This is a genomic window from Streptomyces sp. RFCAC02 (assembly GCF_004193175.1).
Taxonomy (GTDB): Bacteria; Actinomycetota; Actinomycetes; order Streptomycetales; family Streptomycetaceae; genus Streptomyces.
Genome location: NZ_SAUH01000001.1, coordinates 2,573,533 through 2,595,633 on the forward strand (window position 1 = coordinate 2,573,533; position 22,101 = coordinate 2,595,633).

The window sequence follows — 22,101 nt, forward strand, 5'->3', positions numbered from 1 at the left end:
TCGTCTTCCACGGGATGTGGACGGTTACTCCCCGCATACGGCGGTGTTCCGGGGGAACACGGGAACCGCCCCCGCGCCACGGGGCGCGGGGGCGGTCTCGGTGTTGCTGTCGCGGCGTGCGTCAGACGAGGGAGTCCTCGGTGAGCAGGTCGCGGGTGCGGTTGGTGTCCACCGGGATGCCGGGGCCGATCGTCGTGCTGATGACGGCCTTCTTGAGGTACCGGCCCTTCGCCGCGGACGGCTTCAGGCGCAGGATCTCCTCCAGGGCGGCGGCGTAGTTCTCGACGAGCAGACGCTCGTCGAAGGACACCTTGCCGATGATGAAGTGGAGGTTCGCGTGCTTGTCCACGCGGAACTCGATCTTGCCGCCCTTGATGTCGGTGACGGCCTTGGCGACATCGGGGGTGACGGTGCCGGTCTTCGGGTTCGGCATCAGACCGCGCGGACCGAGGACACGGCCGAGGCGGCCGACCTTGCCCATGAGGTCCGGGGTGGCGACGACGGCGTCGAAGTCCAGCCAGCCGCCGGCGACACGCTCGATCAGTTCGTCGGAGCCGACGTGGTCGGCGCCCGCGGCCTCCGCCGCCGCGGCACGGTCACCGGTCGCGAAGACCAGGACCCGGGCGGTCTTGCCGGTGCCGTGCGGGAGGTTGACGGTGCCGCGGACCATCTGGTCGGCCTTGCGCGGGTCCACACCCAGGCGCATGGCGACCTCGACGGTCGCGTCGAACTTGGCGGTCGAGGTGTCCTTGGCGAGACGGACGGCCTCCAGGGGCGCGTAGACGCTGGTCCGGTCGATCCGGGCGTCCGCGCTGCGGAGGTTTTTGCTGCGCTTCACTGCTGCTCCAAGCTGGTCGGGAGTCGTGGTACGGGCCAGCGCGGGCCCTGCCACGGGAGAAGGGGGACGTGCCGGGAGGCGCTCAGCCCTCGACGGTGACGCCCATGGAACGGGCGGTGCCGGCGATGATCTTCTCGGCGGCGTCCAGGTCGTTGGCGTTCAGGTCGGGCATCTTGGTGGTGGCGATCTCCCGGACCTGGTCGCGCGTGATCTTGGCGACCTTGGTCTTGTGGGGCTCGCCGGAGCCCTTCTCCACGCCCGCGGCCTTGAGGATCATCTTCGCGGCCGGCGGGGTCTTCGTGATGAAGGTGAAGGAGCGGTCCTCGTAGACCGTGATCTCCACCGGGATGACCCAGCCGCGCTGCGACTCGGTCGCCGCGTTGTAGGCCTTGCAGAACTCCATGATGTTGACGCCGTGCTGGCCGAGCGCCGGACCGACGGGCGGCGCGGGGTTCGCGGCGCCGGCCTGGATCTGGAGCTTGATCAGCCCGGTGACCTTTTTCCTGGGAGGCATGTGTCGGGTCCTCTACCTCTGCTGTGTGTTGGGAGTGCCGCCGGACGGGCTCGTCGGCCGGAGGCATACCGGACCACGGTAACGGGTACCGCCTTACGGCCAAAATCCGGCCGGCGCCCCCCTGGGCACCGGCCGGACCGAATCCCGTGGCTCAGTTCTTCTGGATCTGGTCGAAGCTCAGCTCGACCGGGGTCTCGCGGCCGAAGATCTCGACGAGGCCCTTGACCTTCTTGGAGTCGGGGTTGATCTCGTTGATCGTGGCCTGGAGCGTGGCGAACGGGCCGTCCGTGACGGTGACGGAGTCGCCGACCTCGAAGTCCAGGACCTGCACCTCGACCTTGCGGCCGGCCGCCGCGCCGCCCTCGGCCGCCGCCTCGGCGGCCTTCTGCTCGACCTCGGGCGCGAGCATCTTCACGATCTCGTCGAGGGTGAGCGGGTACGGGTCGTAGGCGTTGCCCACGAAGCCGGTGACGCCCGGGGTGTTGCGGACGACGCCCCAGGACTCGTTCGTCAGGTCCATGCGGACGAGGACGTAACTGGGGAGCTTGTTCTGCTTGATGGTGCGGCGGTCGCCGTTCTTGATCTGGACGACCTCTTCCTGCGGCACCTCGACCTGGAAGATGTAGTCCTCGACGTTGAGGGAGACGGCGCGCTGTTCGAGGTTGGTCTTCACGCGGTTCTCGTAGCCCGCGTAGGTGTGGATCACGTACCACTCGCCGGGGAGCGTGCGCAGTTCCTCGCGGAGCTGGGCCACCGGGTCGACCGGCTCCGTCTCCTCGGGCTCCTCGTCGGCCGCCTCGGCCTCTTCCGCGTCGTCGCCGGGCTCGGCGTCCTCGGCCGCCTCGTCCTCGGCGGCTTCGGGCTCGGCAGCCTCGTCCGCGCCGGGCTCGTCCGCGTGGGCGGTGTCCGCCTCATCGACGAGGTCGCCTGCGGTCTCGTCGGCCTCGGTCTCGGGGGACGCGGCGTCGTTGCGGTACGGGTCAGACACGATTGCTGCTTCTTCCTGCGCTTCCGGACACGGGGTTGACGGGCTCAGCCGAAGACGTACTCGACGGCCCGGCTGAATCCCCAGTCAAGCACGGTGAGGATGCAGATGACGACGACCACGAAAGCGATCACCGCCGTGGTGTAGGTGGAGAGCTGGCGCCGCGACGGCCAGACGACCTTGCGCAGTTCCGCGACGACCTGCCGGTAGAACAGGGCGAGACGGCCGAGGGGGCCCCGCTTGGCACGCTTGCCGCGGCGGCCGCCGTTCTTGCCGGCGCCGCTACCGGTGCCCTCACCGCGGGGCTGGGGCTCGGGCGCCTCCACGGAGTCTGTGATCCCAGCCACTCGTCCTCACCTGATCCCGGTCATGGTCATAAGCCGCCCGGTCCACCCGGACGGCTGTGCACCTTGCGTGTAGCAGGGCCGGAGGGACTTGAACCCCCAACCGCTGGTTTTGGAGACCAGTGCTCTACCAATTGAGCTACGACCCTTTGCCGTGTGGTGCCGACAACGTACCGCATGCGGCGCCACCGGTGAGGAGTGTACGTGCTGAAGCGCCGGGCGTCGAACGGCAAGTGGCGTCCCGCGTGATCGCGCGCCCCCGCCGCGCCCCGCGCGGGGGCGGGACAACCCGAGTGCCCCGGCCCGTACGGGTCTGGGACGATGCCTGTATGAGTGCGACTTCCTCCTCCCCCGCAGAGCCGCCGGTCGCGCCGGCCGCCGGGCGCCGCGTCTCGGCCCGTGTCGGCGCGATCTCCGAGTCCGCCACGCTGGCCGTCGACGCCAAGGCGAAGGCCCTCAAGGCCGCCGGCCGCCCGGTGATCGGGTTCGGCGCAGGCGAGCCGGACTTCCCGACCCCGGAGTACATCGTGGCCGCCGCCGAGGCGGCCTGCCGCGAGCCGCGTTTCCACCGGTACACGCCGCCCGGCGGCCTGCCGGAGCTGAAGGAGGCGCTGGTCGCCAAGACGCTGCGCGACTCGGGTTACGGGATCGACGCGTCCCAGGTCCTGGTGACGAACGGCGGCAAGCAGGCGATCTACGAGGCGTTCGCGACCCTCCTCGACCCGGGCGACGAGGTCATCGTCCCCGCGCCGTACTGGACGACGTACCCGGAGTCGATCCGGCTGGCCGGCGGCGTGCCCGTCGAGGTCGTGACGGACGAGACCAGCGGTTACCTCGCGACCGTCGAGCAGTTGGAGGCGGCCCGCACCGAGCGGACGAAGGTCCTGCTGTTCGTCTCCCCCTCGAACCCGACCGGCGCCGTCTACAGCCGCGAGCAGACCGAGGCGATCGGCCGCTGGGCGCTGGAGCACGGCCTGTGGGTCCTCACGGACGAGATCTACGAGCACCTCGTGTACGGGGACACGCGGTTCACGTCGCTGCCGTCCGTCGTGCCGGACATCGCCGACCGCTGCGTCGTCGTCAACGGCGTGGCGAAGACGTACGCCATGACGGGCTGGCGCGTGGGCTGGCTGGTCGGCCCGCGCGACGTGATCAAGGCCGCGACCAACCTGCAGTCCCACGCCACGTCGAACGTGAGCAACGTCGCGCAGGCCGCCGCGCTCGCCGCCGTGTCGGGCGACCTGACCGCGGTGGCGGAGATGCGGTCGGCGTTCGACCGCAGGCGTCGCACGATCGTGCGCATGCTGAACGAGATCGACGGGGTGACGTGCCCCGAGCCGGCCGGCGCGTTCTACGCCTACCCGTCGGTGAAGGCGCTGCTCGGCAAGGAGATCCGCGGCCGGCGGCCGCAGGACAGCCTGGAGCTGGCGGGCCTGCTGCTGGAGGAGGCCGAGGTCGCGGTGGTGCCGGGTGAGGCGTTCGGCACGCCGGGGTACCTGCGCCTGTCGTACGCGCTCGGCGACGACGACCTGGTCGAGGGCGTCTCGCGGCTCCAGAAGCTGCTCGCGGAGGCCCGGGACTGACGCCTCCCCGCACCTCCGCGCGGTCCGCCCGCGTCCCCGGTCCTCCGACCGGGGGCGCGGGCGGACCCGTGTTCGGGCGCACGCCCCGGCGGGTCACCCGACTACCGGGCGGGTCGCCGGATGCGGCAAGATCCTGGGATGGAACGTGTACGTGACGTCCGTGCCCTGCCGAAGGCGCATCTGCATCTGCACTTCACGGGGTCGATGCGCCCCGGGACGCTGCTCGACCTGGCCGACAAGTACGGCGTCCACCTGCCGGACGCGCTGAGCAGCGGCAGGCCGCCGCGGCTGCGGGCGACGGACGAGCGCGGCTGGTTCCGCTTCCAGCGGCTGTACGACGCGGCGCGCGCCTGTCTGCGGGAGCCGGAGGACATCCAGCGGCTGGTGCGCGAGGCCGCCGAGGAGGACCTGCGGGACGGGTCGCGGTGGCTGGAGATCCAGGTCGACCCGACGTCGTACGCGCCCCGGCTCGGCGGGCTGATCCCGGCGCTCGAGATCATCCTCGACGCCGTGGAGACGACGCAGCGGGACACCGGGCTCGGGATGCGGGTCCTGGTGGCGGCCAACCGCATGAAGCACCCGCTGGACGCCCGGACGCTGGCCCGCCTCGCGGTGCGCTACCGGGACCGGGGCGTGGTGGGTTTCGGGCTGTCCAACGACGAGCGGCGCGGTTTCGCGCGCGACTTCGACCGGGCGTTCGCGATCGCGCGGGACGGCGGTCTCCTCGCGGCGCCGCACGGCGGTGAGCTGTCGGGTCCCGAGAGCGTGCGGGACTGCCTGGACGACCTGCGGGCGGCCCGTGTGGGGCACGGGGTGCGGGCGGCCGAGGACCCGGTGCTGCTGGAGCGGCTGGCGGCGGCGCGGGTGACGTGCGAGGTCTGCCCGGCGTCGAACGTGGCGCTCGGCGTGTACGAGGAGCTGGCGGACGTGCCGCTGCGGAAGCTGTGGCGGGCCGGGGTGCCGATGGCGCTGGGGGCGGACGATCCGCTGCTGTTCGGGTCGCGGCTCGCCGAGCAGTACGAGATCGCGCGGGAGCACCACGCGTTCACCGACCACGAGCTGGCGGAGCTGGCGCGGCAGTCGGTGCGGGCATCGGCGGCGCCGGAGGACGTGCGGGAGAAGGTGCTGCTGGACATCGACGGGTGGCTGGCCGTGTGAGGCGGGGGCATCCGTCCGCCAACGCGCGCTGTCGGGGCGGGCGTTGGGCGCTTCCGTGCCGGTGCGGGGCGCGCCTAGAGTGATCGCCACCTCCGGTGGTGAGGTCGCGAAGGGGAACGACGGATGGGTGGCGGCATGGGCGACGGCGCGGATTTCGCGGCGGAATACTTCGCGCAGGATCCGGTGGTGGTCCCCGGCATCGACGTGACGAAACCGAGCATCGCCCGGGTGTACGACCACCTGCTGGGCGGCAAGGACAACTACGCCGTGGACCGGGAGCTGAGCGATGTCTTCATCACCCGCATCCCGGGCGCGCGGATCATCGCGTTCGACAACCGGCGGGCGCTCGTTCGGGCGGTCGGGGCGATGAGCGAGGCGGGGATACGGCAGTTCATCGACATAGGGAGCGGCCTGCCGACGGCCGACAACGTGCACCAGGTCGCGCAGCGGCACGCGCCGGAGTCGCGCGTCGTGTACGTGGACAACGACCCGGTCGTGCTGGCGCACGGCGGCGCCCTGCTCGCGGAGAACGAGCGGACCGTCGTCGTGCAGGGGGACCTGCGGGACCCGGCGGGCGTCCTGGAGCACGACGAGGTCCGCGAGCTGATCGACTTCGGGCGGCCGGTGGGCGTGGTGCTTTCGGCGATCCTGCACCACGTGAACGACGACGAGGACCCGCGGGCGCTGATGCGGGTGTGGCGGGAGGGCGTGCCGTCCGGCAGCCACTTCTACATCAGTCACTTCCGGAGCGAGCGGGACGAGGAGTCGGCGCGTCTCGAGGCGATCCTGCAGCAGTCGCTGGGGCGGGGCCGGTGGCGGACGGACGAGGAGATCCTGGGGCTGTTCGAGGGTCTCGACCTGCTGGAGCCGGGGATACTGCCGTGCGCGCTGTGGCGGACGGACGCGGCGGAGGCGGAGCTGACGTCGTGGCAGCGGCTGATCGCGGGCGGCCTGGCCGTCCTGCCGTGATCCCGCCTCCGCGCGCCCGTGCGGCGGTGCGGCGTCAGGTGCCGTCGGCGGCGGCCTCCAGCCGGGCGATGTCGAGCTTGCCCATGGCGAGCATGGCCTCGGTGGCGCGGCGGGCGCGCTCCGGGTCGGGGTCGGTGACCAGCTCTTCGAGGCGGGTGGGGACGACCTGCCAGGACAGGCCGTAGCGGTCCTTGAGCCAGCCGCAGGGGCCTTCCTCGCCGCCCTCGCCGAGCGCGGACCAGTAGTGGTCCACCTCGGCCTGGTCGGCGCACTCGACGAGGAGGGAGACGGCCTCGTTGAACGTGAACTCGGGGCCGCCGTTGAGCGCGGTGAAGGGCTGCCCGTCGAGGAGGAAGTCGACGGTGAGGACGGTGCCGGCGGGGCGGGGGCCGGCCTCGGTGTAGTGGGTGACGCGGGTGACGGACGAGTTCGGGAAGACGGAGACGTAGAAGCGGGCCGCCTCCTCGCCCTGGGTGTCGAACCAGAGGTTGGTCACGATGCGGGGCATGGGTGTCCTTCCGGTGGGAACGGTCGGCGGGTGTGCGGTGCCCGCCGTCCGTGCTGACCCGTGGCGGGCGCGGAACTCATCGCCCGGCCGCGGATCGGGGGCGCCCGTATGCTGGCGGGGTGCAGGAGATCCGTAACGCGCCGCTCGCGACACTGACGACGTTCCGGGTGGGGGGGCCGGCGGACCGGCTGGTGACCGCCACCACCGACGAGGAGGTGGTCGAGGCGGTCCGCGCGGCGGACGCCGGCGGGACACCGCTGCTGATCATCGCGGGCGGCAGCAACCTGCTCATCGCCGACGAGGGGTTCCGGGGCACGGCGCTGCGGATCGCGACGCGCGGTTTCGCCCTGGAGGGGGAGCGTCTCGAGCTCGCGGCCGGCGAGCGGTGGTCGGACGCCGTCGCCCGCACGGTGGACGCGGGGCTCGCGGGTGTGGAGTGTCTGGCGGGTGTGCCGGGGTCGGCGGGGGCCACGCCCATCCAGAACGTGGGGGCGTACGGCCAGGAGGTGTCGGGCGTCATCGCGGAGGTGGTGGCGTTCGACCGTGCGGCGGACCGGGTGGTGACGCTGCCGGGCGACGCGTGCGGCTTCGGGTACCGGACCAGCCGGTTCAAGGCGGATCCGGGGCGCTTCGTGGTGCTGCGGGTGCGGCTGCGCCTGGAGGACGCGGCGGGTCTGTCCGGGCCGGTCCGGTACGCGGAGACGGCGCGGACGCTCGGGGTCGAGCCGGGCGACCGGGTGCCGGTGGCCGCGGCGCGGGACGCGGTGCTGAAGCTGCGGGCGGGCAAGGGGATGGTGCTCGACCCGGAGGACCACGACACGTGGTCGGCGGGGTCGTTCTTCACCAACCCGGTGCTGGACGAGGGAGCGTGGGCGGCGTTCCTGGAGCGGGTGGCCGGACAGCTGGGGCCTGAGATCCTGCCGCCGGCGTATCCGGACGGCGAGGGGCGTACGAAGACGTCGGCGGCGTGGCTGATCGACCGCGCGGGGTTCTCGAAGGGGTGGGGCTCGGGGCAGGCGCGGATCTCGGGCAAGCACACCCTGGCGCTGACCAACCGGGGCGGCGCGACAGCGGCCGACATCGTGGCGCTGGCCCGTGAGGTGCGGGACGGGGTGCGGGACGCGTTCGGTGTGACGCTGACGAACGAGCCGGTGATGGTGGGCGCGGCGCTCTAGGGTCTGGCCCGGGGCGCGAACGCGCGCCCGCCGACCCCGGTGGGGTGGGCGGGCGTCGCGGTGACGTGTGCCGGAGGTCCTCCGGCGGTGCTCAGACGGTCACGGTCTCGCGTTCCGGCGCGGGCATCTCCGCCGGCGCGGGGGCGGGCTCGCGGCGGGTGGGGAACAGCAGGATCGTCACGGCGGCCGCCAGCAGTGCGGCGACGCCGCCCCAGACGGCGGGGGTGAGGCCGTCGGTGAACCGCTGCGGCGTCTCGTACCCGCCGTTGGCGGCGAAGACGGACGCGAGGACGGAGACGCCGAGGGCGCCGCCGAGTTCGCGCAGGGCGTTGCTGACGCCGGAGGCGATGCCCTGCTCACGGGGCTGCACGGCCCCCATGACCATCGGGCTGACGGCCGCGAAGAACAGGGCCATGCCCGCGCCGCACAGCACGAACGCCGGGACCTGGCTGACGTAGCTCACGTCCGGGTCGGCGAGGACGGCGATCCAGCCCAGGCCCGTGGCCATCGCGACGAGGCCGGTGGCGACGATCGGGCGGCCGCCGATGCGGTCGGCGAGGGCGCCGGCGAACGGGGTGACGACCAGCGGCATGGCGGTCCACGGCAGCATCCGCAGGCCGGCTTCGGTCGGCGAGTAGTGCTGGATGAACTGCAGGAACTGGGTCAGCAGGAAGATCGAGCCGAACATCCCGGCGTACATCAGCAGTCCGGCCGCGTTGACGGTGCTGAAGGCGCGGGAGCGGAAGAGCCGCATGGGCAGCATCGGGGAGGGCGTGCGGAGCTCCCAGGCGACGAACGCGATCAGCAGCAGCCCGCCGACGACGAAGCCGGTGAGGACGCTGCCTGAGGTCCAGCCGTGCTCGCTGCCGCGCACGATGCCGAGGAGGACGCCGAACAGGCCCGCGCTGACGAGGACCGTGCCCACGGGGTCGAGGCGGGTGCCCTCGACGCGGCTCTCGGCTATGCGGGCGCGGATCAGCGGGACGAGGGCGACACCGATCGGCACGTTCAGCCAGAAGATCCAGTGCCAGGACATGTGTTCGGTGATGGCGCCGCCGACGAGGGGGCCGCCGGCGACGGCCAGGCCGTTGATGGCGCCCCAGATCCCGAGGGCCGCGCCGCGCCGCGCGGCGGGGACGGCGGCCGTGATCAGGGTGATGCTCAGCGGGAAGATGCCGGCGGCGCCGACGCCCTGGACCGCGCGGGCGGCGATGAGGAGGCCGGTGGAGTCCGCCAGGGCGGCGCCGGCCGAGGCGAGGGTGAAGACGGCGGCACCGAGCGCGAAGACGCGGCGGCGGCCGATCCGGTCGCCGAGGGCGGCGGCCGGCAGCAGGAGGCAGGCGAACGGGAGGGTGTAGGCGTTGACGATCCATTCCAGGTCGTCCAGGCCGCCGCCGAGGTCCTCGCGGATGACGGGGATGGCGGTGGTGACGACCAGGTTGTCGAGCGCGGCCATGAAGGTGGCGGCGCCGGTGAGGACGAGGGTCCAGACGATCAGGGCGCGCGACGGCGTCGCGCCGGTGGTGGGTGGTGCCGTTCCTGCCACGGTGTCCTCCGGGGGACAGTCAGGTAGTGATCGGTCAATAACTTTCGGGGGCCGAAAAAAGGGCCGCGCGTGGCCGGTACCGGCACGCGCGGCCGGGTCAGGCGGTCGAGTCGGAGGGGCCAGGGGGGCCGGACGCGGCGGACGCCGCCCTCAGGTGCGAGAGGAAGGCTTCACCGCAGGCCGTCCACACCGGGTCGTCGCCCGGAAAGCCCATGGACAGCAGGACGTTGATGAGCATCCCGGTGCCGAAGAACTCACCGGTCCGCTCCGTGTCGGCCCCCAGGACGAGGTGCGCGGCGTCCCAGAGCCCGCGCCAGTACCCGCGGATCACCTCGGCGAACGCCTCGTCACCGCTGGTACGCGCCGTGAGGGCCGCGAGGTACATCTGCATCTGGAACATCAGCAGATCACTGTCGCGGGTGATCAGACGCGCGTACGCGTGCCCGAGCGTCTCCTCGACATCGGCCGGGCTCAGCCCCTCCCCCGCTTCCTCCATCGCCCGTTCGAACGTCTGCCCGATGGCGAGGCTGCAGCGTTCGGCGGCGGCGAGGAAGATGGCCCGCTTGTCGGGGAAGAGCCGGAAGAGGTACGGCTGGGAGACCCCGACGCGGCGGGCGATGGCGGCCGTCGACGTGCCGTCGTACCCCCCGCGTCCGAATTCCGTGATGGCCGCGCGGATGACGCTCTCGCGCCGCTCCGCCGCGGACATCCGGGTGCTCTCCTTGGCCATGGGAAGAAAGTTAGTGACCAATCACTTAGCTGTCAAGCGGGGGTGCGCCGTCAGGCCAGCCGTACGACCGCGCGGGACAGGCCGAGGACCTTCTCGCCCGCGCTGCGCGCCGTCAGGTCCACGCGGACCGTGCGGGCCTCGTCGTCCAGCTTGGCGCCGACCTTCGCCGTCACCTCGATGACCGCGCCCTTGTCGTCGTCCGGCACGACGACCGGCTTCGTGAACCGCACGCCGTACTCGACGACGGCCGCCGGGTCGCCCGCCCAGTCGGTGACGACGCGGACGGCCTCGGCCATGGTGAACATGCCGTGCGCGATGACGTCGGGCAGGCCGACGCTCCGCGCGAAGCGCTCGTTCCAGTGGATCGGGTTGAAGTCGCCGGACGCCCCCGCGTACCGCACGAGCGCGGCCCGCGTGACGGGGAACTCCGCGGCCGGCAGCTCGGTGCCCACCTCGACATCGGCGTACCTGACACGGGCCGTCACGCGGCACCTCCCTCGTTCCCCGCGGGCTCCACGGCGCGGGCCACCAGCTTCGTGACGACGGTCACGACGTGCTCGCCGTCCGCGTCGTGGATCTCGCCCCTGACGTCGACCATGTCGGCGCCCGCACGGGAGGAGATCGCGTCGATCGTGGACGTGACGGTCAGCCGGTCGCCGGCGCGCACCGGGCGGGAGTACACGAACTTCTGGTCACCGTGCACGACGCGGCTGTAGTCGAGGCCGAGCGCCGGGTCCTGGATCACCGTCCGGGCGGCGGCGAAGCTGATCGCGAACACGAACGTCGGCGGCGCGATCACGTCCGGGTGCCCGAGCGCCCCGGCGGCCTCCCGGTCGGTGTAGGCCGGGTTCGGGTCGCCGACGGCGACGGCGAACTCGCGGATCTTCTCCCGGCCGACCTCGTACGGCTCGGTGGGCGGATACGTCCGCCCCACGAACGACTGGTCCAGTGCCATCGCGGGCCTCACATCCCTTTCACCGCATCACGCGGGGACAGACAACGGGAACGGCGGACAGACACGAAGAAGGCCGCGCCCCGGGACGGGCACGGCCTCTTCGAGGGCTGTGGAACGGTGATTCTTCTGTGCTGGCCGGTGGCCGGTGCTCAGCGCGTCTCGCGGTGGGCGGTGTGCGCGTTGCAGCGGGGGCAGTGCTTCTTCATCTCCAGGCGGTCCGGGTCGTTGCGCCGGTTCTTCCGGGTGATGTAGTTCCGCTCCTTGCACTCCACGCAGGCCAGCGTGATCTTCGGGCGGACGTCGGTGGCAGCCACGTGAGTGCTCCTTGACGGAATGGACGGTCGTACGGTCGTACCTATGTGAACACAGAAGAGAGTAGCCGATCGGAGGACCGACCCCGCAATCGGCTACTTCGTGGTAGCGGCGACCGGACTTGAACCGGTGACACAACGATTATGAGCCGTTTGCTCTACCGACTGAGCTACGCCGCCTCAGGGGTGGACGGACACCCGGACAACCTCGCCGGACGCCTCAACTACCCCAGAGCCCCAAAACGGAATCGAACCGTTGACCTTCTCCTTACCATGGAGACGCTCTGCCGACTGAGCTATTGGGGCGAGCGCTGAAGAGATTACACGGTTCCGCCCGGAAGGCGAAATCGGTAACGCTCCCGGCGGCCGGGGGGCCGGCCCGCGATCGGCACGTCCCGCATCCGCGCGCGCACGCCCCGTACGCTCCCAAGCGATGCCCGATGACCGTCTTGTCCTCACCGGCCCCCGGCTGGCCGACGGGCGTGCCGTGGACGTCCTGCTGGCCGCCGGGCGGATCGCCGCCGTGGGCACGCGGGACAGCCTCGCCGGGCGGGTCGCGGACGGGGCCGCCCGTGTCGACCTCGCCGGCTGGCTCCTGCTGCCCGCGCCCGCCGAGCCGCACGCCCACCACGACACCGCCCTCACGGCGGGCGGCGCCCCGCCGGACGCCACGTCCGGCGCGCTGCGCCGCCGCGTGACCGAGGCCGCGCTCGTCCAGCTGGGGCACGGCGCCACCACTCAGCGAACCCATGTGCGCATCGGGGACGCGGTGGGGCTGGGCGCGCTGGAGGCCGCCCTGGAGGCGCGCGCCGCGCTCCGCGACCTGGCGGACCTGCGGACCGTCGCCGTTCCCCGCCTGCTGACGGGGCGCGCGGGGGCGGACAACCGGGCCATGCTGCGGGACGCGGCGAAGATGGGCGTCTGCGCCCTCGGCGGCGCTCCCGACCTCGACCCCGACCCGGCGGGGTACGCCGACCTGGTGCTCGACCTGGCGGACGAGCACGGGTGCCCGGTGGACCTGCACACGGCGGGTGACGACCCGGCGCGTCTCGCGCGGCTCGCCTCGGCGGCGGGGGCGGCGCGGTTCGGCGTGGTGATCGGGCCGTGCGACGGTCTGGCGCGGCTGCCCGCCGACGTGGCGGTGCGGGCGGCGGAGCACCTCGCCGCGTCCGGGGTGACGGTGGTGTGCCTGCCGCAGGGGCCGTGCGGGCTCGCGGACGCGGCGGCGGGCGGCGGCCCCGGCGGCACGCCGGCGCGGCTGCTCGCGACGGCGGGTGTGCGAGTGGCGGCGGGGGGCGGGGCACTGCGGGACGCGGCGAACCCGGTGGGGCGCGGTGACCCGCTGGACGCGGCGTACCAGCTCGCGTCGCACGGGGCGCTGCGGCCGGCCGGAGCGTACGCGGCGGTGAGCGCGCGGGCGCGGGCGGCGATCGGCGCGCCGGAGGTGCGGGTGGAGGCGGGCTTCCCGGCGGAGCTGCTCGCGGTGCGCGGGGAATCGGTGGCGGGCGCGCTGTCGCTGGCGTACAGCCGGCTCGTGATCCACCGCGGCAGGGTGGTGGCCCGGACGAGCGCGGTGCGCGAGTACTGCGGGGCGCCGGAGGACAAGGGCGGCGGCGGTCCGGAACTCCCCCGCCAGTCGACGGGCTGACGCCGCCGTCGCGGGTGCAACGTTCTACGCGCCGGCAGGCGGCCGTGCCCACCGGACGGGGACCGGCGACCGGATCACACCCCTCGTTGTGCATCGTTGTCCACGGCCGACCCCGGCGGCGTTCCGCCACCGCGCACGAGTCAGGTAGAACGATGCACCGCCCACTGTTCTCGCTGAGCGACGGAAGCGGGCCGAGTGGTGCATCGTTCTCCTTCCTTGCCGATTCCCGCGCCCAGCGCCCATCGTGGGGACAGTCAGGTCCGGTCGGCGGGCCTCGCGGGGAACGCGGGCGTCGGGAGCGGACGCCCGGCCCCGCACACGGGCGCGGACGAGGAGCACGGCCGATGACCGACGACAGGCGCATGGGACCACCCCGTTTCGGGAGCGAACGCGACATGCTGCGGGCTTTCCTCGACTACCACCGCGCCACCCTCGCCATGAAGTGCGAAGGGCTCACCGATGAGGAGTTGCGGGAGCGGTCGATGCCGCCGCCCGGGCTTTCGCTGCTCGGTCTGGTGCGGCACATGGCGGAGGTGGAGCGCGCCTGGTTCCGTCGGGTGTTCGAGGACAACGACGCGCCCATGGTCTGGTCCGCCGACATCGATTTCCAGGCGGCCTACGACGCGAGCGCGTCGACCCGGAGGGAGGCGTTCGCGGCCTGGGAGGCCGAGGTGGAGAACTCGCGCCGTATCGAGCGGGAGGCCGAGTCGCTGGACCGGGCCGGGCATCAGCCGCGTTGGGGTGAGGACGTGTCGCTGCGGATGGTAATGGTGCACGTGCTGCTGGAATACGGCCGCCACAACGGGCACGCGGACCTTCTGCGTGAGGGTGTCGACGGGACAGTGGGCGCCTGAGTCCGACGGGCCACCGGACAGCACGTAGTCGCCCGGAGCTGGTGGATCGTTCCACCGATACCCGCCATCGACCGCCCCGGCATCGGCTTGTGCGGGAGTGGATCGTTTTCCCTCGCGGGTGGACCGGTCGGCGGCGGGATCCGCGAGCGCCGGTCAAGCACGGTGCACCGCCCGGCCCCACCCCCCGTGCGACAGGGGCGGGCCGGGCGGTGCATCGTTCTACGTCGGTGCCGGGCGGCGCGGTGCGCGCCGGGGGCGGGTCAGGGGGTGGACACCGCCGCGATCGCGTCCGGGACGGGGGTGTCGCCGCCGATCAGGTCGAGGGTCAGTCCGGCCGTGCCCGGTGCGTCGAGGAGGCCGGCCAGGACGGCCGCCACGTCGTCCCGGGTGACGGAGCCGCGTTCCAGGGGTTCGGCCGCGAGGCGTACGCGGCCCGTCGCCGGGTCGTCGGTGAGGCGGCCGGGCCGCAGGATCGTCGTGAACAGCCCCCGCCTGCGCCGGACGTCGTCGTCCGCCGCCGCCTTCGCCACCAGGTACGCCGCGAACACCGGGTCGGTCCCGGGCGGGGGCGGCCCGTCGGTGCCCATCGCCGACACCACGACGAACCTCCGCACGCCGACGTGCTCGGCCGCGTCCGCGAACAGCACCGCCGCCGCGCGGTCCACCGTGTCCTTGCGCGCCGCCCCGCTGCCCGGTCCCGCGCCGGCCGCGAACACCGCCGCGTCGGCACCGGCCAGGTGCCGGGCCACCTCTTCGACGGAGGCGGTCTCCAGGTCGCAGACGATCGGTTCCGCGCCGTCCGTGAGGAGGTCGGCGGCGTGGTCCCCGTTCCTGATGAGGCCGGCCACCCGGTCGCCGCGCGCGGCGAGCAGCCTCTCCAGCCGCCGCGCGATCTTGCCATGTCCACCCGCGATCACTGTGCGCATGACTGCGACCGTAACGCCGCCGCGTCGCCGCGGCACGGCGCGGCACGTCAGCGGCATGCCCGTAATTCTGGTCATTGAACGTCCAGATCATCCGAGATAGGGTCACCGCACCGAGAGATGAGGGAGATCACCATGCGGATCGCCGTGGCCGGCGCGACCGGCAACATCGGAGCACTCACCGTCGCCGCACTCGAACGGGACGGGCACGACGTCGTACGCGTCAGCCGTTCGCTGGGTGTCGATCTGTCGACCGGTGACGGCCTCGACGCCGCCCTGACCGGAGCGGAGGCCGTCGTCGACACCACGAACAGCGCGGCCACCGACCGGGACGAGGCCGTCGCGTACTTCGGCACCGCCACCCGGAACCTGCTCGCCGCCGAGGAGCGGGCGGGCGTCCGCCACCATGTGCTGCTGTCGATCGCCGGCATCGGCCGTGTCGACGGCAACGCGCACTACGCGGGCAAGCGGGAGCAGGAGCGTCTCGTCGCGGAGGGGCCGGTGCCGTGGACGGTCGTCCCCGCCACGCAGTTCCACGACTTCGCCGCGACCGTGACGGGCTGGACCGAGCAGGACGGCACCGCCACGATCGCGCCGCTGCTGGTGCAGCCGGTGGCGCCCGCCGACGTCGCCGACGTGCTGGCCCGCGTCGCGGCCGGCGAGCCGCGGGGCCGGCACCCCGATGTGGCGGGTCCCGAGCCGCAGGACCTCGTGGACATGGCGCGGCGGACGCACGCGGCGCGCGGGCGGTCGGTCCGGCTCGTGCCCACGTGGTCGGGGCTGTTCGGTCCCGAGATGGCGGGTAACGCCCTGCTGCCCGGCGAGGACGCGCACATCGCGCCGACGACGTTCGACGCGTGGCTGGGGACGCAGCGCCGGGAGCGGTGATCCGGGCGGAAGCCGTCGGAGGCGTCCGCGGTCGGCGGTGTCAGCCGGTGGTGCTCCAGCCGTTCTCGATGCACGCGACGCCGAACGCGTCGGCGGCCATCTCCCACTCGTCGTCGTCCGCGCCCGACGCGGCCGTGCGCGCGAGGACGTCGGCGGCGTCACGGATCGGGGCGACGCCCGACCCGGAGGCCGCCGAGTGCACCGATTCGGCGAGGTCGGCGCGCTCCGCCGCCGTCATGCCGACGCCGGCGACGCCGTCCACGTAGGCGCGGCAGGCGCGGTAGGCCGCCTGCTCCATGCCGTTCGTGTTCCCGTCGTCGCCGCCGTCCGCCTCGCCGCCGCACGCGGCGAGCGCGAGCAGGGCGGCGGCCGCCGCGGTGACGGCTGCGGCGCGGCGCTGACGGTGACGTGACACGCGGACAAGCATGGCACCGCCGGTCCGCCTCCGCGCCACCGCCTCACAGCGGGCCGGTGGCACCCCTGACTACCGCACCGCCCGGTCCGCCTCCGCGCCACCGCCCGCCTCCGGCGCCCCGCCGCCCGCGCGCATTTCGTCGGCACCGGAGAACGACCGCTCGCCGTGCACCGCCAGCTCATCGAGCACGGCCTGCGGGTCGCCCGCCTCGATCAGCTCCAACAGGTAGCGGTGCCGCGCGACATGGGACTCCAGGTCCTCGTAGTACCGCTCCCGGACGTACAGGTTCCGCGCCATGCACAGCAGGAGCTGGCGGTGCAGGGAGGCGTAGATCTCGTCGATCCGCCGATGCCCCGCGAGGGCCACGATCGAGGCGTGGAAGGCGTACCCGGCCTCCACCAGTGCGGCCCGGTCCGCCGCGCGTGCTGCCTCGGCCATGCGCTCGAGCGCGTCCCGGCAGGCCCGCATCCTCGCGGGCGTCCGCACGGGCACGCCCAGTTCGACCGCCGTGCGCTCAAGTGCCGAGCGCAGCGTGAGGATTTCGTACACGTCCCGGTCGGTGAGCGTGGCCACGACCGCGCCGCGCCGCGGCTGCACCACGATCAGGCCCTCCTGCTCCAGCAGGCGCATCGCCTCGCGCAGCGGGGGCCGGCTGATGCCGAGGCGCTCCGTCAGCACCAGCTCGATCAGCCGGTCCCCCGGCCCCAGTTCGCCGGACAGGATCATCTTGCGCATGGCGCCGGCGGCGAGTTGGACGAGGCTCGGCGGGTTCAGACGATCGCGGTCGCTGGCGGCCTGGGATGCCATGGGGAGCCCTTTCGATGAAGGTCTGGGATCGCGGTGGCTGTCGAACAACCTCATCGTTCCAGGGTCTTGCCACCACCGCGAAAACTATTGTAGACAATAGTCACCCAGCCGAACCGGATGGGTCCGCACCAGATCGGGATCGAGATTCTGCAATGGGAAACGCTGAACTGCTCCGCCTTTTCGACGGACTTCGCGTCGCCGACGTCCGTGACGGCCTGGACTGGGCCGGACTGCACGCCAAGGGCACCGTCTCCCCGGACGTCACCCCTCTGTGGCAGGGCGCGCGGATGACCGGCATCGCCCGCACCATGCGGCTGCGGCCGTCGGAGAAGGCGGTGCCGCCGCTGACTCCCGAGGAGTACACGGAGTGGGCCGGCCGCTGGTATCGCGAGATCTACCCGAACCGGATCACGCCGACCATCGAGCAGGGCGACATCGTCGTGATCCAGTCCGCCGGGCTGCCGGTCGGCGAGGTCGGCTCCAACAACTCGCTCGAGTGGCACGCGGCCGGCGCCACCGGCGTGCTGACCAGCGGCGGGGTCCGCGACACCGACGAGTGCATCATGCAGGAGGTCCCCATCTTCTGCCGCTACCGCGCCCAGAGCATGGTCCAGGGCCGGGTGGAGTTCGACTCCCTCCAGGTGCCGGTGGACATCGGCGGCGTCCTGATCCGCCCCGGCGACATCGTGGTGGCGGACGGGGACGGCGTGGTGGCGGTCCCGGTCGAGCACGCCGAGACGGTCGCCAAGTACGCCCGCCAGGAACTGGACAACGACAAGATCGGCCGCCGCCGCATCTACGAGCAGCTCGGCCGGCCGCTGGACGACTCGGTCCTGTGATCGCCCGCGAATCCACCCGCGTCGGCTTCATCGGCCTGGGCAACCTGGGCCGGCCGATGGCGGAGGCACTGCTGGCGAGCGGCTGGCGGCTGACCGTCGCCGACCGCGCCCCGGGCCGGGCCGAGGAGTGCGCCGCGCTCGGCGCGCTCCCGGCGTCGGGCGACGCCGACCTCGCCGCCTGCGACGTCCTCGCCCTCGCCGTACCGGACGACGCGGCGGTCGAGGCGATCCTGACTCCGCTGCTGCCCGCGCTGCCGGACGGCGCGCTGGTCCTGGTGCACAGCACGGTCCTGCCGCAGACGGCGCGCGCGCTCGCGGCACGCGCCGCCGAACACGGCGTCGGCCTCCTGGACGCACCGGTCAGCGGTGGCGCCGAACGTGCCGCCCGCGGCGACCTGTCCGTCATGGTGGGCGGCGCGGCCGAAGACCTGGACCGCGCCCGCCCGGTGCTGGAGACGGTCGGCTCCGACGTGCGGCACGTCGGCCCGCCGGGGGCCGGCGCGGCGGTCAAACTCGCCAACCAGCTCATGATGTTCGCCGCACTCGCCGGCGCCCACGAGGCGCTCGACCTGGCGGCCGCCCACGGCGTCGGCGCCGAGGACGTCCTCGGCGCGGTGTCCGGCGGCACCGGCGACTCATGGGTGGCACGCCACTGGGGCTTCTTCGACGACGTCGCCGACGCGTACGACGCGGGCGGGACACCCGTGTCCGAACGCCCCTGGAGCAAGGACCTGTGGGAGGTGACGGCCGCGGCCCGCGCCGCGGGCGTCGCCCTCCCCCTGACCGGGCTCCTCGCCCAGACCATGGCCGACCGCGTGGAGAGACACGCGCGCTCGGCGCGGCGGCGCTGATCCGCCGGAGCCGCATCACGCCCCTGCGGAGGTTTCGCGATGAAGGAAAACAACGCGGGCGGGAGATCGGGAGGCACCGGGACGCCCACCCGGCCCGAGCCACCCCGCACCCTGTCCAAGGGCCGCCGTGCCAGAGGGGACAACCGGGCCGCCTACGCGTTCCTCACCCCGTGGCTCATCGGCATGCTGGTGTTCACCATCGGCCCGATGCTGTTCTCGCTGTACCTGGCGTTCACCCGCTACGACCTGTCCAGTTCGCCGGAGTGGATCGGTCTGGACAACTTCCGGCGGATGTTCACCACCGACCCGCGGTTCTTCTCGTCGGTGGACGTCACCCTCACCTACGTCCTGTGGTCCGTGCCGCTGCTGCTGGCGGTGTCCCTCGGCCTGGCCATGGTCCTCAACCGCGGCCTGCGGTTCCTCACCGGCTACCGCGCCCTGTTCTACATGCCGTCGCTGATCGGCGGCAGTGTGGCGGTGGCGGCGCTGTGGCGGCAGATCTTCGGCGAGGAAGGCATCGTCAACAAGGCGCTGGGCTCCATCGGCATCGACCACGGCAGCTGGATCGGCGACCCCGGCTCGGCGCTCTACACCATCGTGATCCTGCAGGTGTGGACGTTCGGCTCCGCCATGGTCATCTTCCTGGCCGGCCTGCGGCAGATCCCGCAGGAGCTGTACGACGCGGCAGCGGTGGACGGCGCGGGACCGGTACGCCGCTTCCGCTCCGTGACCCTGCCGACGCTGTCACCGCTGATCTTCTTCAACCTCCTACTCAGCGTGGTCAACGCGTTCCAGGCGTTCACGGGCGCCTACGTCGTCAGCAACGGCACCGGCGGCCCCTCCGACTCGACCATGTTCTACACGCTCTACCTCTACGAACAGGGCTTCGCCCAGCTCAACATGGGCTACGCGGCGGCCATGGCCTGGGTGCTGGTCCTCGGACTCGCGATCTTCGCGGGGCTCCTCATGTTCAGCACCCGGTACTGGGTCCACTACGGAGACGAACGATGACCACGACCGTCCGCGCGGCCCGCCGCCCGCGCCGCCCGCTCTTCGGCAGCCGGCCCACCCGGAGCCCGCTGCTCCGCGCCCTGGCCAAACACAGCGTCATGATCATCCTGCTGGTGCTCATGCTCTACCCGCTGCTGTGGATGTTCGGCGCGTCCTTCCGCCCCGACAACAAGGTCTTCACGACCCTGGGCCTGTTCACGGGCGACTTCACCACCGACAACTACACCCAGGGCTGGAGCGGCGGCGACCAGCTCAACTTCTCCCGCTTCTTCCTCAACTCACTGACCCTGACGGTGCTGTGCATCATCGGCAATCTCGTGAGCTGCTCCCTGACCGCCTACGCGTTCGCACGGCTGGACTTCCGTTTCAAGAAGGTGCTGTTCGCGCTCGTCATCGCCACGCTGCTCCTGCCGTACCACGTGACGCTCGTCCCGCAATACATCATGTTCAACCAGCTCGGCTGGGTGAACACCCTGCTGCCGCTGGTCGTCCCCAAGATCCTGGCCACCGACGCCTTCTTCATCTTCCTGATGGTGCAGTTCATCCGGGCGCTGCCGCGCAGCCTCGACGACGCCGCCCGCATCGACGGCTGCGGCCACTGGGGCATCTTCCGGCGGGTCATCGTCCCGCTGTCCGTACCGGCGCTCGGCACGACCGCCCTGTTCACGTTCATCAACACCTGGAACGACTTCCTCGGCCCGATGCTCTACCTCACCGAACCGGACACCTGGACCGTCTCCCAGGGGCTCGCGTCCTTCCTCGACGCCACCGGGCAGTCCAGTTACGGCTCCCTGTTCGCCATGTCCACCCTCTCGCTCGTGCCGGTCCTGGGCTTCTTCATCGCCGCCCAGAAACTCCTCGTCGAGGGCATCGCCACCAGCGGTCTGAAATGAGGAGACGCTGATGAGACTCCGCTTCCGGCGCCGCCCCCTGGCGGCCGGCGCCGCCACCCTGCTCGCGCTGCTCACCGCGGCCTGCGGCCACGGCATGCCCGACCACACCGACGCCGAACTGCGCGGGCAGGGCGAGATCACCGGGGACATCCGCTTCTCCTGGTGGGGCTCCGCGTCCCGCAACGCGGTCACCAACGAGGTGGCCGACATCTTCGAGGAGCAGTTCCCCGGCACGCACGTCGAACGCGAGGCGGCCGACTTCGGCAACTACTTCAAACGCCTCAACGTCCAGGGCGCGGGCCGGAACATGCCCTGCGTCACCCAGCTCCAGGCCCGCACCCTGGGCGACTTCACCGTCCGTGACACCCTGCTGCCCCTCGACCCGATGATCGAGTCCGGCGCCATCGACGTCAGCCACATCCCCGAGGCCGTCCTCGACACCGGACGCGGCCCGGACGGCAAGCTGTACATGCTGCCCACGGGAGCGGCGTACGACTCGCTGATGGTCAACGAGACCCTGGCCGACGAGGCCGGCGTCGCGCTGCCCCGGCCCGGCTACGACTGGGACGACTACCTCGCGTTCCTCCGGGACGCCGACGCCGCCCTGCCCGACGACATCGCGCCCACCGCACTCCGCGGCGGCCTGCCGAACTTCTTCATCGCCTACGTCCAGGGCCTCGGCGGGACGATGTTCGACGGGAACCGGCTCGGCTTCTCCAAGGACCTGCTCACCGAGTACTGGCAGATGTGGCAGGACATGGCCGGCGAGGGCCTGACGAACTCCCCGGCCGCCAACTCGGAGGAGCCCACCTCGCCCGAGGCCAGCTACGTCGCCCAGGGCGACGTGCTCAGCGACAACCGCCCGGGCAACGCGCTGACCCCGGCCCAGGGCACCCTGGACGGCACCGGCACGGGCGAGCGGCTGACCACCCTCCCGCTGCCCAGCGGCCCGGCCGGCTCCGGCAACGTGCTGATCACCTCGGGCATGTCCATCCCCCGCAACTGCGAGAACGTGCCCACCGCCGCGGCGTTCATCGACTTCTGGGCCAACGACGAGCGCAGCGGTGACCTGTACGCCTCGGCGAACGGCGCGGTCACCAACACCGAACTGCTGCAGCGCCAGCTCGACGACCCCGAGCAGCCCGACCTCAAGCGGCAGGAACTGACCCTCTACCAGCAGATCGTCGCCGACGACCCGCCCATCGTCCTGTACCCGCCCGGCTACATGGCCGTCTTCGAGTCCGCCTTCACCCGCGCCTACGAGGACATCGCCTTCGGGAGCGCGTCCGTGCCCGAGGCCGTCGACGCGTTCTTCGAGGAAGCCAACGCCGGCCTCGCCGCCTGACCCCCAGGAGA

At 72.4% G+C, this 22,101-nt stretch carries 25 protein-coding genes and 3 tRNA genes; 12 read left to right on the forward strand and 16 right to left on the reverse strand.

Annotation, left to right across the window (positions count from 1 at the left end; translation table 11 throughout):
* Positions 1-121 precede the first annotated feature (121 nt).
* The 5 genes from rplA to EMA09_RS11825 all read right to left on the reverse strand — a co-directional run bounded on the left by rplA (position 122) and on the right by EMA09_RS11825 (position 2,830).
* The gene (gene rplA / locus EMA09_RS11805) at positions 122-838 is read right to left on the reverse strand and encodes a 50S ribosomal protein L1 (protein ID WP_129841018.1); all 717 of its coding nucleotides are present in this window, start codon (positions 836-838) and stop codon (positions 122-124) included.
* Between the two features lie 82 nt (positions 839-920).
* A complete protein-coding gene (gene rplK / locus EMA09_RS11810) occupies positions 921-1,352 on the reverse strand; it encodes a 50S ribosomal protein L11 (protein WP_077059571.1) in 432 nt (143 codons plus the stop codon).
* A gap of 151 nt (positions 1,353-1,503) precedes the next feature.
* Entirely contained in the window at positions 1,504-2,340 is an 837-nt protein-coding gene (gene nusG / locus EMA09_RS11815) for a transcription termination/antitermination protein NusG (protein WP_129841019.1), read from the reverse strand.
* 44 nt (positions 2,341-2,384) lie between these two features.
* A complete protein-coding gene (gene secE, locus EMA09_RS11820; protein WP_129841020.1) occupies positions 2,385-2,684 on the reverse strand; it encodes a preprotein translocase subunit SecE in 300 nt (99 codons plus the stop codon).
* A 73-nt stretch (positions 2,685-2,757) separates the two neighbouring features.
* Positions 2,758-2,830 (reverse strand) — tRNA-Trp (locus EMA09_RS11825).
* 180 nt (positions 2,831-3,010) lie between these two features.
* Between EMA09_RS11825 and EMA09_RS11830 the strand changes: the two genes are divergently transcribed.
* The 3 genes from EMA09_RS11830 (at position 3,011) to EMA09_RS11840 (ending at position 6,391) form a co-directional block, all read left to right on the forward strand.
* A complete protein-coding gene (locus EMA09_RS11830; RefSeq protein ID WP_129841021.1) occupies positions 3,011-4,264 on the forward strand; it encodes a pyridoxal phosphate-dependent aminotransferase in 1,254 nt (417 codons plus the stop codon).
* A gap of 138 nt (positions 4,265-4,402) precedes the next feature.
* Complete coding sequence (locus EMA09_RS11835) at positions 4,403-5,422, forward strand: adenosine deaminase (RefSeq protein ID WP_129841022.1); 1,020 nt, start codon at positions 4,403-4,405, stop codon at positions 5,420-5,422.
* A 123-nt stretch (positions 5,423-5,545) separates the two neighbouring features.
* The gene (locus EMA09_RS11840; protein WP_240796355.1) at positions 5,546-6,391 is read left to right on the forward strand and encodes an SAM-dependent methyltransferase; all 846 of its coding nucleotides are present in this window, start codon (positions 5,546-5,548) and stop codon (positions 6,389-6,391) included.
* A gap of 34 nt (positions 6,392-6,425) precedes the next feature.
* Here the strand turns inward: EMA09_RS11840 and EMA09_RS11845 are convergent, their stop codons facing one another.
* On the reverse strand, positions 6,426-6,899 hold the full coding sequence (locus EMA09_RS11845) for a VOC family protein (RefSeq protein WP_129841023.1): 474 nt from the start codon (positions 6,897-6,899) through the stop codon (positions 6,426-6,428).
* A gap of 119 nt (positions 6,900-7,018) precedes the next feature.
* Between EMA09_RS11845 and EMA09_RS11850 the strand changes: the two genes are divergently transcribed.
* A complete protein-coding gene (locus tag EMA09_RS11850) occupies positions 7,019-8,074 on the forward strand; it encodes a UDP-N-acetylmuramate dehydrogenase (RefSeq protein WP_129841024.1) in 1,056 nt (351 codons plus the stop codon).
* Positions 8,075-8,165: 91 nt separating this feature from the next.
* Here EMA09_RS11850 and EMA09_RS11855 read toward each other — a convergent pair whose 3' ends face one another.
* The 7 genes from EMA09_RS11855 to EMA09_RS11885 all read right to left on the reverse strand — a co-directional run bounded on the left by EMA09_RS11855 (position 8,166) and on the right by EMA09_RS11885 (position 11,922).
* Positions 8,166-9,620: a DHA2 family efflux MFS transporter permease subunit gene (locus EMA09_RS11855; protein WP_240796356.1), complete on the reverse strand. Its 1,455-nt coding sequence runs from the start codon at positions 9,618-9,620 to the stop codon at positions 8,166-8,168.
* A gap of 97 nt (positions 9,621-9,717) precedes the next feature.
* Positions 9,718-10,350 carry a TetR/AcrR family transcriptional regulator gene (locus tag EMA09_RS11860; protein ID WP_240796357.1) on the reverse strand — a complete coding sequence of 211 codons (633 nt, stop codon included), beginning with the start codon at positions 10,348-10,350 and terminating at the stop codon, positions 9,718-9,720.
* 50 nt (positions 10,351-10,400) lie between these two features.
* Entirely contained in the window at positions 10,401-10,835 is a 435-nt protein-coding gene (locus EMA09_RS11865; RefSeq protein WP_129841025.1) for a MaoC family dehydratase, read from the reverse strand.
* Positions 10,832-11,305 (reverse strand): MaoC family dehydratase N-terminal domain-containing protein, encoded by a 474-nt coding sequence (locus EMA09_RS11870; RefSeq protein WP_129841026.1) that lies wholly within the window; start codon positions 11,303-11,305, stop codon positions 10,832-10,834. Before EMA09_RS11870 ends, EMA09_RS11865 begins: the two co-directional genes overlap by 4 nt.
* Before the next feature lie 149 nt (positions 11,306-11,454).
* Entirely contained in the window at positions 11,455-11,619 is a 165-nt protein-coding gene (gene rpmG, locus EMA09_RS11875; RefSeq protein ID WP_077059582.1) for a 50S ribosomal protein L33, read from the reverse strand.
* A 101-nt stretch (positions 11,620-11,720) separates the two neighbouring features.
* Positions 11,721-11,796: transfer RNA gene (locus EMA09_RS11880), tRNA-Met, on the reverse strand.
* Positions 11,797-11,849: 53 nt separating this feature from the next.
* Positions 11,850-11,922, reverse strand: a tRNA-Thr gene (locus EMA09_RS11885).
* 127 nt (positions 11,923-12,049) lie between these two features.
* On the opposite strand from EMA09_RS11885, the gene EMA09_RS11890 reads away from it, so the two are divergent.
* Positions 12,050-13,264 carry a hydrolase gene (locus tag EMA09_RS11890; RefSeq protein WP_129841027.1) on the forward strand — a complete coding sequence of 405 codons (1,215 nt, stop codon included), beginning with the start codon at positions 12,050-12,052 and terminating at the stop codon, positions 13,262-13,264.
* A 344-nt stretch (positions 13,265-13,608) separates the two neighbouring features.
* A complete protein-coding gene (locus tag EMA09_RS11895) occupies positions 13,609-14,118 on the forward strand; it encodes a DinB family protein (protein ID WP_129841028.1) in 510 nt (169 codons plus the stop codon).
* A gap of 260 nt (positions 14,119-14,378) precedes the next feature.
* Here EMA09_RS11895 and EMA09_RS11900 read toward each other — a convergent pair whose 3' ends face one another.
* The gene (locus tag EMA09_RS11900) at positions 14,379-15,044 is read right to left on the reverse strand and encodes an NAD(P)H-binding protein (RefSeq protein ID WP_129841029.1); all 666 of its coding nucleotides are present in this window, start codon (positions 15,042-15,044) and stop codon (positions 14,379-14,381) included.
* 117 nt (positions 15,045-15,161) lie between these two features.
* On the opposite strand from EMA09_RS11900, the gene EMA09_RS11905 reads away from it, so the two are divergent.
* Entirely contained in the window at positions 15,162-15,929 is a 768-nt protein-coding gene (locus EMA09_RS11905) for an NAD(P)H-binding protein (RefSeq protein WP_240796358.1), read from the forward strand.
* A gap of 40 nt (positions 15,930-15,969) precedes the next feature.
* Here the strand turns inward: EMA09_RS11905 and EMA09_RS11910 are convergent, their stop codons facing one another.
* Both EMA09_RS11910 and EMA09_RS11915 read right to left on the reverse strand, forming a co-directional pair.
* On the reverse strand, positions 15,970-16,344 hold the full coding sequence (locus EMA09_RS11910; protein WP_129841030.1) for a hypothetical protein: 375 nt from the start codon (positions 16,342-16,344) through the stop codon (positions 15,970-15,972).
* A gap of 69 nt (positions 16,345-16,413) precedes the next feature.
* Entirely contained in the window at positions 16,414-17,151 is a 738-nt protein-coding gene (locus EMA09_RS11915) for a GntR family transcriptional regulator (protein WP_129841031.1), read from the reverse strand.
* 152 nt (positions 17,152-17,303) lie between these two features.
* On the opposite strand from EMA09_RS11915, the gene EMA09_RS11920 reads away from it, so the two are divergent.
* The 5 genes from EMA09_RS11920 to EMA09_RS11940 are packed head-to-tail and all read left to right on the forward strand — an operon-like array spanning position 17,304 to position 22,090.
* Complete coding sequence (locus tag EMA09_RS11920) at positions 17,304-17,990, forward strand: RraA family protein (RefSeq protein ID WP_129841032.1); 687 nt, start codon at positions 17,304-17,306, stop codon at positions 17,988-17,990.
* Entirely contained in the window at positions 17,987-18,841 is an 855-nt protein-coding gene (locus EMA09_RS11925; protein ID WP_206305939.1) for an NAD(P)-dependent oxidoreductase, read from the forward strand. Before EMA09_RS11920 ends, EMA09_RS11925 begins: the two co-directional genes overlap by 4 nt.
* A 39-nt stretch (positions 18,842-18,880) precedes the next feature.
* Complete coding sequence (locus EMA09_RS11930) at positions 18,881-19,852, forward strand: sugar ABC transporter permease (RefSeq protein ID WP_129841033.1); 972 nt, start codon at positions 18,881-18,883, stop codon at positions 19,850-19,852.
* A complete protein-coding gene (locus tag EMA09_RS11935; RefSeq protein WP_129841034.1) occupies positions 19,849-20,745 on the forward strand; it encodes a carbohydrate ABC transporter permease in 897 nt (298 codons plus the stop codon). The genes EMA09_RS11930 and EMA09_RS11935 overlap by 4 nt, the downstream gene beginning before the upstream one ends.
* Before the next feature lie 10 nt (positions 20,746-20,755).
* Complete coding sequence (locus tag EMA09_RS11940; protein WP_129841035.1) at positions 20,756-22,090, forward strand: extracellular solute-binding protein; 1,335 nt, start codon at positions 20,756-20,758, stop codon at positions 22,088-22,090.
* Positions 22,091-22,101 lie beyond the last annotated feature (11 nt).